The sequence below is a fragment of the Streptomyces sp. NBC_01334 genome (assembly GCF_035983595.1).
Lineage (GTDB): Bacteria > Actinomycetota > Actinomycetes > Streptomycetales > Streptomycetaceae > Streptomyces > Streptomyces coriariae.
Map to the genome: position 1 here is coordinate 1,247,454 of NZ_CP130718.1, position 13,079 is coordinate 1,260,532.

A 13,079-nucleotide genomic window follows, 5' to 3' on the forward strand; every position below is an offset into this window, starting at 1 on the left:
CGCAGCACGGCGCTGAGCGACTGCGGCCCTGTAGGCAAGCAGCTCGCGGACCTCACCAAAATCCTGCGTCCCAGTGAGCGATAGTTGACGCTCCGACACCCAACGAGGAACCTCTCCGCGGGTGAGAAGCCTGCACAGGTGGGGCGGGTGGGACTCGAACCCACGGCCGACGGACCATGAGTCCTTTGAGGATCTTGGCGGCCCTTGCCGATCATTGCCGATACACGCCGTTCTTGCAGGTCAGACGTGTCGATCTGTGTCAGCCCTGTGCAGTGCTTGTCGGTCTGTTCCTGTCCTTGTGGCCCCTCAGTAGCCCCTGGAGGTCGATGAGTTGGACGCTTACCACAGCAGCAGCCGCGTCCGCCCAGTTCAGCCAAAGGGATGGAAACCCTCGTACAGCGGATTTCCTTTCCAACGCGCAGAGGCTCCGCCTCGGGACGGAGCCTCTGTGGCCGTAGTCGCAGGCCAGGACATCTGCGGGCATAGTGCGGTCGCACAAGACTCGGGATACGTCAGCGGCCCTCTGGTGTCGCGTGTCATAGCCGATAGGAGAAGCGCAGCGCGCCGCCCTCCTCGCGGTAGCGGCCGCGTCCTTGTTTGCCGAAGGGGTTCGGGAGCATGTGGATGTCTACTCGCTCAGGATCGAGGACGGAGGTGACCACGTGGAGCCGCCAGCGTTCATTGCCTGCGTGCGGGTCTGTCAAACGAGCGGTCTAACTCGGGTTGTTGGAGCTACTGACGGGCTGCGTAGAGGCGTCCGTCGAAGGTGATGTCGAAGGCGTTCAGTGCGGTCTTCCAGCGCATGGTCCAGCGGGCCTGTCCCTTGCCGGTGGGGTCGAGGGACATGATCGCCATGCAGACGCATTTCAGGGCGGCCTGCTCGTGGGGAAGTGTCCGCGGGCCTTGACCGCCCGGCGGATAAGGGCGTTCACCGACTCGATCGCGTTCGTCGTGCAGACGATGCGGCGGATCTCGGTGTCGAACCGCAGGAACGGGGTGAACTCCTCCCAGGCGTTCTCCCACAGTTTCACGATCGCCGGATACTTTCGGCCCCAGGCATCTGCGAACTCGGCGAACCGGTCCAGGGCGGCCTCTTCGGTGGGAGCGGTGTAGATGGGCTTGAGAAGCCTGGCGATCTTGCCGGCCGCATCGTGCTTGTCATAGCCGAGGTGGTCGGTGATCTCGCCCTCCAGGGCGGACTCCAGCAGCCGCTTGGTCAGTTGCTGCAGCAGCCCGCCCTCGCCTGCCAACTGCAGGCCCTCGGCCTGGGCCCGGTGCACCAGCTCGTCGATCAACTGGTCGTCCACGGCCTTCGCCGACACCGCCTCTGCCGACTCGACCGGTCACGTTCTCACTGGTCATCGATGCATCTTCCATGATCGGGAGTTACACCGAACGTCTTACAGTCCCACAGCCCACCCACCACCATGCAGTGACTGTCAGTCAGCGCACACGAAGGGCACACCGCTCAAGTTCGAAGACCCAGATCAGCGAGAGAACGTGAGACGAGGCTGAGAAGGCGATGGAGATCAGCTCAGACCGGCGGACGTGAGCCAGGCCTTGGCGACGTCGCTCATGTCGTCGAGCTTGGCGACCTTGCTGTTCAGCTCCATGAGTCCCTCGGTGGTCAGCGCCGCGGACACGGCGTTGAGGGTGCTGGTGACGGTGGGGGTGACCTTGTCCTTGTTGATGACGGGCAGGATGTTCTCGGCCAGGAAGAGGTTCTTGTCGTCCTTGAGGGTGACGAGCTTGTTCTTGGCGATGGCGGGGTCCGTGCTGGTCAGGTCACCGACCTGCACCTGGTTGTTGGTGATGGCGGCGAGGGTCAGCGGGCCTCCGGCGTCCAACGAGACGAACTTCTTGAAGGACAACCCGTAGACGCTCTTCAGCCCGACCACGCCGTTGACCCGGGTCTTCCACTCCGGCGGTGCGCCCAGTGCCATCGTGCCGGCCACCGGGGCGAGGTCGGAGATGGTGGTGAGGTCGTGGGCGGTCGCCGTCTTCTGGGTGACGGCCAGCACGTCCTTGTCCTCCGCCGTGGACTGCTTGAGCGCGGAGATGCCAGAGGGCAGCGCCTTGGTCAGCGCGGCGGAGACCTCGGCCGGGCTGCTGGCCTTCGTCTTCGGGTCGAAGTACTGGAGCAGCGCGCCCGTGTACTCCGGGAGGAGATCGATCGAGCCGTCCTTGAGCGCGGGGATGTACGTCTCCCGGCTGCCGATGTTCAGCCGGGTCTTGACCTTGACACCCTTGGCCTTCAGCGCCTCCGCGTAGATGGTGGCGAGGAGTTGGCTCTCCGTGAAGTTCGCCGACCCGACGGTGATGGTGTCGGCGGCGGACGAGGCGCCGGCCGTGGCGCTGGTGCTCATCGGGTCACCGCCGCTGCCGCACGCGGTGAGGACGAGGGCGCCGGTGGCGGTCAAGGCCGCGAGGCCGAGGAGCTTCTTGCTTCTTGTGGACGCGCTGTTCATGGGACTCTCTTCACTGTGCGGTGGCGGTGGCGGTGGCGGATGCCGGTACTGCGGGAGGGGAAGTGCGGCGGGAGACCCTGCGGGTGAGGCCGGGCGAGACGAGGAGCCTGGCCAGCCCGAGCAGGAGGAGTTCGACGGCCAGGGCGAGCGCGGCGACGAGGATCGCTCCGCCCGCCATCTGCGCGTAGTCGCTCTGGGCGAGGCCGTCGATGAGGAACCGGCCGAGACCGCCGAGCGAGACGTAAGCAGCCACGGTCGCGGTCGCGATGATCTGCAGCGCCGCGGCCCGGATCCCGGACAGGATCAGCGGCAGCGCGCACGGCAGTTGAACGCGCAGCAGGATGTCCCGGCCACGCCAGCCCATGCCGCGCGCGGCGTCGACGGCGGCGGCGTCCACCGCGAAGACACCCGCGTAGGTGTTGGTCAGGATCGGCGGCACCGCAAGCAGGACGAGCACGATCAGGCTCGGAATGGTGAACGCCAGGTCGGAGGCGATGTGCGGGGTGATCAGCAGCACCGCGATCATCAGCACACCCAGCGTCGGCAGGGCACGCAGCGCGTTGGCGAGGCCGCCGACCAGGAAGGCGCCGCGCCCGGTGTGACCGATCAGGAGGCCGACGGGCACGCCGATGACGAGGGCGATGGCCAGCGCCATGCCGGACAGTTCGAGGTGGGCCAGGGTCTGGGCGGGGATGCCGTCGGGACCGCTCCAGTTGACGGGACTGGTGAGCCAGCCGGTGATGCTCGTGCTCATCGGGCGGACCTCCTGGGCTGCCAAGGGGTGAGCGAGTGGCCGGCGAGCAGGATCAGCCCGTCCAGCACCAGCGCGATGACCAGGCTCAGTACGACGCCGGTGACGATCGGGGTGAAGAAGTGCAGCTGGAATCCCTGCGTGAACAGCGAGCCGAGCTGCGGCACACCGAGCAGCGCAGCCATCGACACGATGCTGACGTTGGAGACCGCCGCGACCCGCAGCCCGGCGGCGATGACCGGTACGGCGATGGGCAGTTCGATCCGTATCAGCCGCTGGTGCGACCGGTAGCCCATGGCGTGGGCGGACTGGATGACGTCGGCGGGTACGGCCGCCAGCCCGTCGGCCACGACCCGCACCAGGAGCGCCGTTGTGTAGACGCTCAGCGCGATGACCACGTTGACCGGGTCGAGGATCCGGGTGCCGAGCAACTTCGGCAGCAGGATGAACAGAGCGAGGGAGGGCACCGTGTAGACCAGCCCGGCCAGCGCCACCAGTATCGGGTAGAGCCGGCGGCTGCGGTGGGCCAGCCGGCCCAGCGGCAGCGCGACCAGCAGGCCGATGAGCAGCGGCAGTATGGACAGCCAGAGGTGCCATGCGGTGAGGTCGGCGATCTCTCCGGCGTTGTGGCGGAGCCATTCCGCGGCGGTCACAGGTGGCTCCCGGCGGGGGCCTCGACGGCGGACCCGGCGGCGGGCTCGACGGACCCAGCGGTGGCCCCCGCGGCGGACTCGACGGCGGACCCAGCGATGGCCCCCGCAGGGGCGGTCACCGACGCGGCCTCTTCGATCGCGCGGGCCACGGCTGTCGGCGACACGGTCCCGGCCAGGTGTCCTTCGGCGTCGACCAGGACACCGCGACCGCTGGGAGAGGACAGTGCCGCGTCCAGCAGTTCGCGGAGGGTGCCGTCCGTACGGGCCGTGGTGGCGCTGAGGTTGAGGTCCTGCTCGGTGACCCGGTCGCCGTCGAGCCGGTCGAGCGCGGCCCAGCCGACCGGCTCACCGCCGGGGGCGGTGACCAGGATCCAGCCGTCCAGCGCCGCCGCCTCGGCCTCGGCGCGCGTCGCGCCGAGCACGACGGCAGGCTCGGCGGCGGGAATCACGCCGTCTCCCGTACCGGCGAAGCCCAGCGCCCGGTAGCCCCGGTCACGGCCGACGAAGCCCGCGACGAAGGCGTCGGCGGGCCGGGCCAGCAGCTCGGCCGGGGCCGCGGCCTGTGCGAGCCGCCCGCCCTCGCGGAGCACCGCGACCTGGTCGCCGAGCTTGAGCGCCTCGTCGATGTCATGGGTGACCAGCACGATCGTCTTGCCGATCTCGCGCTGGAGGCGGAGGAACTCCTCCTGCAACTGGGCGCGTACGACCGGGTCGACGGCGCTGAACGGCTCGTCCATCAGCAGGTAGGGCGGGTCGGCGGCCAGCGCGCGGGCGACACCGACGCGCTGCTGCTGGCCGCCGGACAACTGCCAGGGGTAGCGGTCGGCGAACTGCGGGCCGAGGCCGACCCGTTCCAGCAGTTCCAGGGCCCGGGTCCGGGCCTCGCGGCGGCCGAGCCCGAGGAGCCGGGGCAGCGCCATGACGTTGTCGGCGACGTTCTTGTGCGGGAAGAGGCCGGCGTGCTGGATGACGTAACCGATCTTCCGTCGCAGCTCGGTGGCGTCGGTCCCGGAGACCGGCTGTCCGCCCAGCGTGATGGTGCCGGAGGTGGGCTCGATCAGGCGGTTGACCATGCGCATGGAGGTGGTCTTGCCGCAGCCGGACGGCCCCACCAGAACGGTGATCTTCCCGGTCGGTGCCTCCAGGCTGAGCCGGTCGACGGCGACCGTACCGTCCGGATATGCCTTGGTGACGTTGTCGAATCGGATCATGACATTCTCTCCGTTACGGTGCCGTATGTCGGCTGTGCCAGCTGTGCCGGCGGCGGTAGCTGCCCGCCGAGCGAACGCGACAGGTCGTGGGCCTCACCGGCGAGCCGGACCCCGATCCGTACGACCTTGTCGCCGCGCAGCCGGTAGTCGGGGACCACCACGCTCAGGGCGGCGATCACCCTGGACCCGGTGAGCAGTGGTGCCGCGATCGCGGTGACGTCGTTCTCGACGCCGTCCTCCACGACGACGTAACCCCGGGCCGGCGTCTCCCCCGCGAACACCGCCCCGACCGCGCTGGCGCGCCGGGGGATCGTCCGGCCCACCCAACTGGTGTGCCGGACCGAGTGAGTGCCCTCGGTGATCGCGATGTACAGGGCGGTGTCCTCGTGCGAGGGGATGCTCAGGTACACCGACTCCCGGGTCACCGCGACGATCCGTTCCATCGCCTCGCGGCAGTACGGCACCAGGGACTCGTGACTCAGGGCCCGTGCCCCGAACTGCACGATCCGGGTGCCGGGGCGGAACGATCCGTCGGCCTCGCGTCGTACGAAACCGCCGTTCTCCAGCGCGCGCAAGAGGCGCAGCGCGGTGCTGGCCGCCAGCCCGGTCTCCCGGGCGCTCTCCGCCAGGGTGATGGCCCCGTGCTCGCAGACCACGCCGAGCAGAGCCATCGCCCGCTCCGCAGTCCGTGTCGACGTTTCGCCCATGCCCCACCTCCTGAATAGGTGGCAACACTAGGGACGGTTCTTTTCGGATGTATTCAGTACGGTTTCTGTTGAGTGAATCCCGATTGCCACCAGACGGAATACGCGAAACGCATGGTGGCGATTTGCGCACGAAGAGTCACTACCCGGCAGGGGAAATGCTCCCCGAAGGGCGGGATTGCACTGCCACAGATATGCGCGGAGCTCGAAAGAACATCCTGAGCAGGCCGCTCTGCCACCTGGTGGCAATCGGGTTTCATCGGGCAGAAACCTCCGCGAGTGAGACGCGAAACCGGGCGTCCATAGCGTCCGATTCCATACACACGCACCGCTGGGAAGGAATACCGTGAGTGATTCTCGGGAGCCGGTGGCCATCGGATCCACGCCGCTGTCCATTGACGACATCGTGGCGGTGGCGCGGCACGGCGCCCCGGTGCTGCTCACCGAGGAAGCCGCCCTGGCGGTCAAGGGCATGCGCGTCCGGATGCTCGCGGGCCTCGACGCGGACGGAGCGCCCGTCTACGGGCTCACCACGGGCGTCGGCGACCTCTACGACGTGTCGGTCGCCCCGGAGCACGTGTCGTCGGCCCAGCTGAAGATGCTCAAGAGCCATGCCTGCGGGGTGGGCGAGCCCTACCCGCCCGAAGTTGTGCGCGCCATGATCCTCCTGATCGTGCGGGCGATGGCCCAGGGCCGCAGCGGAGTGGGCCTCGGTCTGGTCGAGACCCTCGCCGCGATGCTCAACCGAGGCGTCACCCCCTGGTCCCCCGGCCGCGGCTCGGTCGGCTATCTGATCGGCACCGCACACATCGGCCTGGTCACGGCCGGTCTCGGCCGGGCGTACTTCGAGGGCGAGCTGCTGCCCGGCGCCGAGGCGATGCGCCGCGCCGGTCTGCCCGTTCTCGAACTGGGCCCCCGCGAGGGTCACGCCCTGGTCAGCGGCACGTACGAGGTGACCGCGATGGCGGCGCTCGCCGTCCACGACGCCCGGCTGCTGACCGCCGCCGCCGACATAGCGGCGGCGATGAGCCTGGAGGCCCTGCGCGGCAACGACCGCGCCTTCGACCCCCGCGTCCAGCAGGTCCGCCCGCACCCCGGCCAGGCGGCCACCGCCGCGAACCTGCGCGCCCTGCTCGACGGCAGCGCGATCGTGGCGGCGCACCGTCACCACCGCCTCCAGGACCCTCTGAGCCTGCGCTGCGCGCCCCAGGTCCACGGCAGCGTGCGCGACGCGCTGGACTACGCCGAGCGCACGGTCACCATCGAGGCCAACTCGGTCACCGACAACCCGCTGTTCTCCGTCGCCGGCGACGAGCTCACCGCCCACACCGGCGGCAACGGCCACGGCGCCCCGGTCGCCATGGCGCTGGACGTCCTCGCCATCGCTGTCACCCACCTGCTCAACATCTCCGAGCGCCGCACCGACCGCCTCACCACCGCCCACTTCAGCGAACTGCCGGCCTTCCTCGCGGCCCCCGGCGGCGAGGACTCAGGCTTCATGATCCCGCAGTACGTCGCCGCCTCGCTGGCCGCCGAGGCCCGCGCACTCGCCCAGCCCGCCTCCGTGCACAACATCCCGACCTCGGCGATGCAGGAGGACCACGTCAGCATGGGCGTCCCCGCCGGCTGGCAGGCCCGGCAGGCGGTCGAGTACGCACAGCAGGGCCTCGGCATCGAGATCCTGGCGGCGGCGCAGGGGCTGGAGCACCACGGCACCCTGCGCCCGGGAGCCGGGACGGGGGCCGCGTACCGAGCGGTCCGGGAGCGGGTGGCCGCCCTGGAGGAGGACCGCGAGATGTACCCCGACCTCGCGGCGGCCCGGGAGCTGGTCGCGGACGGCAGCCTCGTGGCGGCCGTGGAAGCAGTAGTGGGAGGACTGGCCCGATGAAGAGCACGGTGACGAGCGAGAACAACGCAGATCAGAAAGGCCCGCTGTCCGGCGTCAAGGTCCTCGACCTCTCCCGGGTCCTGGCCGGTCCGCTCTGCGGGGCGCTGCTCGGTGACCTCGGAGCCGAGGTCACCAAGGTCGAGATGCCCGGCGCCGGCGACGACTCCCGGCACTTCGCCCCGCACATCAACAGCGAGAGCTCGTACTTCATGATGCTCAACCGGGGCAAACGCGGCATCACCCTCAACCTGAAGTCCGACGAGGGCCGCGATCTGCTGCACCGCCTGGTGCGCGACACGGACATCCTGATCGAGAACTACCGGCCCGGCGTCACCGCCCGCCTCGGCATCGACTACGACACCCTGGCCGCCGTCAACCCGCGCCTGGTGTACGTCAGCATCTCCGGCTTCGGCCAGACCGGACCACTCGCCCACCGCCCCGCCTACGACCACATCATCCAGGCCATGGGCGGCATCATGAGCCTCACCGGCTGGCCCGGCACCGGCCCGACCCGCGTCGGCGAGTCCATCGGCGACGTCGTCGCCGGGATGTACGGCTCGTACGGTGCCCTGGCCGCGCTCCGGCAACGCGACGTCACCGGGCACGGGCAGCACGTGGATGTCGCCATGCTCGACTCCGTGCTGTCCCTGCTGGTCGTGTCGCTGTCCCAGTTCACCGCCGACGGCACCGAACCCGAGCGGATCGGCAACCGTCATCCGGTCTCCGCCCCCATGGACAGCTTCCCCGCCCGCGACGGACAGGTCGTCCTCGCGGTCGCCAACGACGCCCTCTTCGCCCGTCTGTGCAAGGAGACCGGCATGCCCGAACTCCTCGACGACCCCCGCTTCGCCACGGACGCCCAGCGCGCCCGCCACCACGCCGAACTCCGGGTACTGATCGAGAACTGGACGCGTGGCCTGACGGTCGACGAGGCCGTGAACCGGCTGGAGGCGGCGGGCGTACCGGCCGGTCCCATCTGGAGCCTCAAGGAGGCCCTGGACAGCGACCACGCGCGGCAGCGACAGCTGCTGGGCACCACACGGCACCCGGTGGCCGGCGAGGTCGCCGTGATGCGTCAGCCCGTCCGCTTCTCCGGAGCGCAGCCCGCCGCCCCCGCACCCGCGCCGGTCCTCGGGCAGCACACGGACGAGGTGCTGGCCGCCGCGCTCGGGCTGAGCCCCGACGAGATCGCGGGCCTGCGCGCCCGTGGCGCGATCTGAGCCCCTGAATGGAGAGAGAGATGCCGGAGAAGAAACTGCCCACCGTGGCGGTGATCGGCGCCGGGACCATGGGCGCGGGCATCGCCCAGGTCTTCGCCCGAGCGGGCTGCCGGGTCACCCTGTGGTCCCGCAGCGAAGCCACCCTGGATGCCGCGCGCGCCCTGGTCCCGGACGAGGTCCTCCGCACGCGTTCGCTGTCGGAGGCGCTGGACGGCGCGGACGTGGTGAGCGAGAACGTCGCCGAAGTGGTGGCTCTCAAGCAGGACGTCCTCGCCTCGATCGAGGCCGCGGTGACACCGGACTGCCTGCTCACCACCAACACCTCCAGCGTGCCGATCACCCTGCTGGGCACGGCACTTGACGATCCCGGCCGGTTCCTCGGCATGCACTGGTTCAATCCCGCGCCGGTCATGCCGCTCGTCGAACTCGTCGCCGGCGAGGCCACCTCCGCGACGGCGATGGAGCGCGCCGAGTCGCTGACCCGGCGGCTCGGCAAGCTGCCCGTCGTCGTACGGGCGGATGTCCCCGGCTTCGTCGTCAACCGTATCCAGTACGCGGTGCTGCGGGAGGTGCTGCACCTGGTGGAGTCGGGCGTGACCTCCGCGGCGGACGCCGACCTGGCGGTCCGTACGACGCTCGCCCCACGCTGGGCTGCCTGCGGCCCACTGGAGCTGATGGACCTGGCCGGGCTGGACGTGGTCGAGCAGGTGTCGGCGATCCTGATGCCCGAGCTGAGCCGCTCGGTCGAGGTGCCGGAGTCCGTGAGGAAACTGGTGGCCGAAGGCGCTCTGGGCGCCAAGTCGGGACGCGGCTTCTACGAGTGGCCCGGCGAACGGGCCGACCGGGTCAAGGCCCACCGGGACGCCGTCGTCAGGCAGTTGACCCACGATGGCTGACGGCGCCGGCACCATTCTGACCCGTACCGAGGATGCGGTCGGCCACGTCCGCCTCCACCGCCCCGAAGCGGCCAACGCGCTGAGCCGCGCCATGATGACGGCTCTGCTGGACGCCGTACGCGCCTGGGACGCCGACCCCGACGTCCGCTGCGTCGTCATCAGCGGCACGGAACGCCTCTTCGCGGCCGGCGCCGACATCGCCGACCTGGCGGAACTCTCGGAGTCCGGCCCGGTCGGCACGTACCTCGACGACTTCAGCGACCTGTGGGAGGCCCTGTACGCCACCCGCATCCCTCTCGTCGCGGCGGTCAACGGTCATGTCCTGGGTGGCGGCTGCGAACTCGCCATGATCTGCGACCTCGTCATCGCCTCGGACACCGCCCGCTTCGGCCAGCCCGAGCTGCGTCTCGGTGCGATCCCCGGTGCGGGCGGCACCCAACGCCTCGTCCGCGCGGTCGGCAAGGCCCTCGCGATGGACATGATCCTCACCGGCCGCACCATCACCGCCCCCGAAGCCCTCGCCGCCGGCCTCGTCAGCCGCGTCGTACCCCCCGACCAGCTCGACCGCACCGCCCACGACACGGCCCGCACCATCGCCGCCCACCCCGCGACCGCGGTCCGACTGGCGAAGGAGGCGGTGCTGACGGCCTTCGAGACGCCCCTCTCCGTCGGCATCCGCACCGAACGCCGCCTGGCCGCCCTCAACTCCTCCACCGACGACCACACCCAGGGCCTGCGGGCCTTCCTCGACAAGCGCCGGAGCAACGAACGATGACTGGAATTTCTGGACCGAGGACCGTGCGCGCTCCCCGCGGGAACTCGCTCAGCGCGCAGGGCTGGCAGCAGGAGGCGGCGCTGCGGATGCTGCAGAACAACCTGGATCCGGAAGTCGCCGAGCACCCCGACAAGCTCGTCGTCTACGGCGGCACGGGAAAGGCGGCGCGGGACTGGCGGTCGTTCGACGCGATGGTCCGCACCCTGCGGACCCTGAAGCAGGACGAGACGATGCTGGTGCAGTCCGGCCGTCCGGTGGGGGTGATGCAGACCCACGAGTGGGCCCCGCGTGTCCTCATCGCCAACTCCAACCTCGTCGGCGACTGGGCCAACTGGGAGGAGTTCCGCCGCCTGGAGGCCCTGGGCCTGACCATGTACGGGCAGATGACCGCCGGTTCCTGGATCTACATCGGTACGCAAGGCATCCTCCAGGGCACCTACGAGACCTTCGCCGCCGTCGCCGCCAAGAAGTTCGGCGGCACCCTCGCCGGCACGATCACCCTCACCGCCGGCCTCGGCGGCATGGGCGGCGCCCAGCCGCTCGCCGTGACGATGAACGACGGCGTCGCGATCTGTATCGACGTCGACCCGCGCGCCATCGAGCGCCGCATCGAGCACCGGTACCTCGACGTGAAGGCCGACTCCCTGGAGCACGCCCTCCAACTCGCGGTGGAGGCGCGTGACGCCCGCCGCCCGCTCTCCATCGGCCTGCTGGGCAACGCGGCCGAACTGCTCCCGCAGATGCTCACCGAGAGCGCCCCCATCGACATCGTCACCGACCAGACCTCGGCCCACGACCCCCTCGCCTACCTCCCCATCGGCGTCGACTTCGACGACATGGCCGACGCCGCGGCCAAGGACCCGGCGGGCTTCACCACCCGCGCCCGCGAGTCCATGGCCAAGCACGTCGAGGCGATGGTCGGCTTCATGGACGCCGGCGCCGAGGTCTTCGACTACGGCAACTCGATCCGCGGCGAGGCCCAACTCGCCGGATACGAGCGGGCGTTCGCCTTCCCTGGCTTCGTGCCCGCCTATATCCGGCCGCTGTTCAGCGCGGGCAAGGGGCCCTTCCGCTGGGCCGCCCTGTCCGGTGAGGCCTCCGACATCCACAAGACCGACAAGGCGATCCTGGAGCTCTTCCCGGAGAACGAGTCCCTGGCCCGCTGGATCAAGCTGGCCGGTGAGCGCGTCCACTTCCAGGGGCTGCCCGCCCGTATCTGCTGGCTCGGCTACGGCGAGCGGGACAAGGCCGGCGAGCGGTTCAACGACATGGTCGCCAGTGGTGAGCTGGCCGCCCCGCTCGCCATCGGCCGCGACCACCTCGACTCGGGCTCCGTCGCCTCCCCGTACCGCGAGACCGAAGCCATGCTCGACGGCTCCGACGCGATCGCCGACTGGCCGCTGCTCAACGCCATGGTCAACGTGGCCTCCGGCGCGTCCTGGGTCTCCATCCACCACGGCGGCGGCGTCGGCATGGGGCGCTCCATCCACGCCGGCCAGGTCTCCGTCGCCGACGGCACCGCACTCGCCGGCGAGAAGCTGCGCCGCGTGCTGACCAACGACCCCGGCATGGGCGTCATCCGCCACGTCGACGCCGGCTACGACATCGCGGAGACGGTCGCCGACGAGCGGGGCGTCCGGGTGCCTATGCGCGAAGGCGTCTGATCCCCGGAAGGCGCATCGCTCTCCCAGAACGCGCCGAGGTCACCGCCGCTCACTCCACGAACAGCCCGCGCGCCGCCTCCCCCGGGTCGAACTGCTCCCCTTTCCGTACGTACTTCGCACGCCGCGTCTCCCACGAAGACGATGTCGCACAGGCGTTGCGCGCCCCCGGTTGCCCGCCGGCCTTCCAGGCGTACGAGTCCAGTGCCAACCGGTCGGTGAGGGCGCCGGCGGTGATGGAGTCACCGATGAACTCGATCAGCCGGGCGCTGACCCGCCCTTCGACAAGCTCCGGCAAGCGATCCGACCAGCGCGCCGACCGCGTACCAGAACAGGTCCGGTGCATTGAAGGTGGAACCGAGGATCAACCGAGCAGCGGTGCTGTGCCGGGAGAGCTCCGTCGGCACCTCAGTGAGCTGCAAGAACTCGACCCCCCAACTGACCGCCAGCGCAAGCGCGCCGGCCTTCCAAGCCGTCACCCACGGCGCCACCAGGATGACGAGAGCGACGATCAACAAGGTGTACAGGGCGTCCCCGCCGTACTTGGCCGCATCTCCCTCCACCACGGCCCTGAGACCCAACCCCGCACCCGCGATCACCAGCGCGGCCCCGGCCGCCCGAAGACGCATCCGGTTCGTCTCGGTGTCGACGCCTGCACGGGTTCCGGAAGAGGCCATACGTTCATTCTCCTGGATGCCGGCAGCTCGCCCGACGGGCGCCGCCCACCACACCAAGTCATGCGTCTTGACCAGCGCAGGTCGGCCTGCCGGCTGACACTCACGTCCGGCGTTCCTCTGGTGGCCGACCAACTCCTTCTTCTTGGTGTCCACGCTGATCACCGGATCCCCCACG

12 protein-coding genes and 2 pseudogenes are annotated in these 13,079 nt (G+C 70.0%); 5 read left to right on the top strand and 9 right to left on the bottom strand.

From position 1 onward, the window contains the following. Positions 1 to 732: 732 nt before the first annotated feature. From OG736_RS05740 to OG736_RS05765, 6 genes and pseudogenes are all read right to left on the bottom strand, one after another. A pseudogene (locus OG736_RS05740) lies at positions 733 to 1,136 on the bottom strand (transposase); the annotation flags it as partial. 393 nt (positions 1,137 to 1,529) lie between these two features. After that, entirely contained in the window at positions 1,530 to 2,468 is a 939-nt protein-coding gene (locus OG736_RS05745) for an ABC transporter substrate-binding protein (RefSeq protein WP_055634690.1), read from the bottom strand. Positions 2,469 to 2,478: 10 nt separating this feature from the next. Beyond that, positions 2,479 to 3,222, bottom strand: a complete 744-nt coding sequence (locus OG736_RS05750; protein ID WP_327181454.1) for an ABC transporter permease — start codon at positions 3,220 to 3,222, stop codon at positions 2,479 to 2,481. Further along, entirely contained in the window at positions 3,219 to 3,872 is a 654-nt protein-coding gene (locus OG736_RS05755) for an ABC transporter permease (protein WP_327181455.1), read from the bottom strand. The genes OG736_RS05750 and OG736_RS05755 overlap by 4 nt, the downstream gene beginning before the upstream one ends. Next, a complete protein-coding gene (locus tag OG736_RS05760; RefSeq protein WP_327181456.1) occupies positions 3,869 to 5,083 on the bottom strand; it encodes an ABC transporter ATP-binding protein in 1,215 nt (404 codons plus the stop codon). Before OG736_RS05760 ends, OG736_RS05755 begins: the two co-directional genes overlap by 4 nt. After that, on the bottom strand, positions 5,080 to 5,790 hold the full coding sequence (locus tag OG736_RS05765) for an IclR family transcriptional regulator (protein WP_266396734.1): 711 nt from the start codon (positions 5,788 to 5,790) through the stop codon (positions 5,080 to 5,082). Before OG736_RS05765 ends, OG736_RS05760 begins: the two co-directional genes overlap by 4 nt. 343 nt (positions 5,791 to 6,133) lie before the next feature. On the opposite strand from OG736_RS05765, the gene OG736_RS05770 reads away from it, so the two are divergent. The 5 genes from OG736_RS05770 to hutU are packed head-to-tail and all read left to right on the top strand — an operon-like array spanning position 6,134 to position 12,230. After that, on the top strand, positions 6,134 to 7,675 hold the full coding sequence (locus tag OG736_RS05770; RefSeq protein ID WP_327181457.1) for an HAL/PAL/TAL family ammonia-lyase: 1,542 nt from the start codon (positions 6,134 to 6,136) through the stop codon (positions 7,673 to 7,675). After that, on the top strand, positions 7,672 to 8,895 hold the full coding sequence (locus tag OG736_RS05775; RefSeq protein ID WP_327181458.1) for a CaiB/BaiF CoA transferase family protein: 1,224 nt from the start codon (positions 7,672 to 7,674) through the stop codon (positions 8,893 to 8,895). Before OG736_RS05770 ends, OG736_RS05775 begins: the two co-directional genes overlap by 4 nt. A 20-nt stretch (positions 8,896 to 8,915) precedes the next feature. After that, positions 8,916 to 9,791 carry a 3-hydroxyacyl-CoA dehydrogenase family protein gene (locus OG736_RS05780; protein ID WP_327181459.1) on the top strand — a complete coding sequence of 292 codons (876 nt, stop codon included), beginning with the start codon at positions 8,916 to 8,918 and terminating at the stop codon, positions 9,789 to 9,791. Beyond that, positions 9,784 to 10,566, top strand: a complete 783-nt coding sequence (locus OG736_RS05785) for an enoyl-CoA hydratase-related protein (RefSeq protein ID WP_327181460.1) — start codon at positions 9,784 to 9,786, stop codon at positions 10,564 to 10,566. Before OG736_RS05780 ends, OG736_RS05785 begins: the two co-directional genes overlap by 8 nt. Before the next feature lie 5 nt (positions 10,567 to 10,571). Continuing rightward, positions 10,572 to 12,230, top strand: a complete 1,659-nt coding sequence (hutU, locus tag OG736_RS05790; RefSeq protein WP_327187529.1) for a urocanate hydratase — start codon at positions 10,572 to 10,574, stop codon at positions 12,228 to 12,230. Positions 12,231 to 12,279: 49 nt separating this feature from the next. Here hutU and OG736_RS05795 read toward each other — a convergent pair whose 3' ends face one another. The 3 genes and pseudogenes from OG736_RS05795 to OG736_RS05805 form a co-directional block, all read right to left on the bottom strand. After that, on the bottom strand, positions 12,280 to 12,525 hold the full coding sequence (locus tag OG736_RS05795; protein ID WP_327181461.1) for a hypothetical protein: 246 nt from the start codon (positions 12,523 to 12,525) through the stop codon (positions 12,280 to 12,282). Next, positions 12,470 to 12,904, bottom strand: coding sequence for a ribosomal maturation YjgA family protein (locus tag OG736_RS05800; RefSeq protein WP_327187530.1), 435 nt, complete (start codon positions 12,902 to 12,904; stop codon positions 12,470 to 12,472). Before OG736_RS05800 ends, OG736_RS05795 begins: the two co-directional genes overlap by 56 nt. Before the next feature lie 51 nt (positions 12,905 to 12,955). Further along, positions 12,956 to 13,078: pseudogene (locus OG736_RS05805) on the bottom strand (ISAzo13-like element transposase-related protein); the annotation flags it as partial. Position 13,079 lies beyond the last annotated feature (1 nt).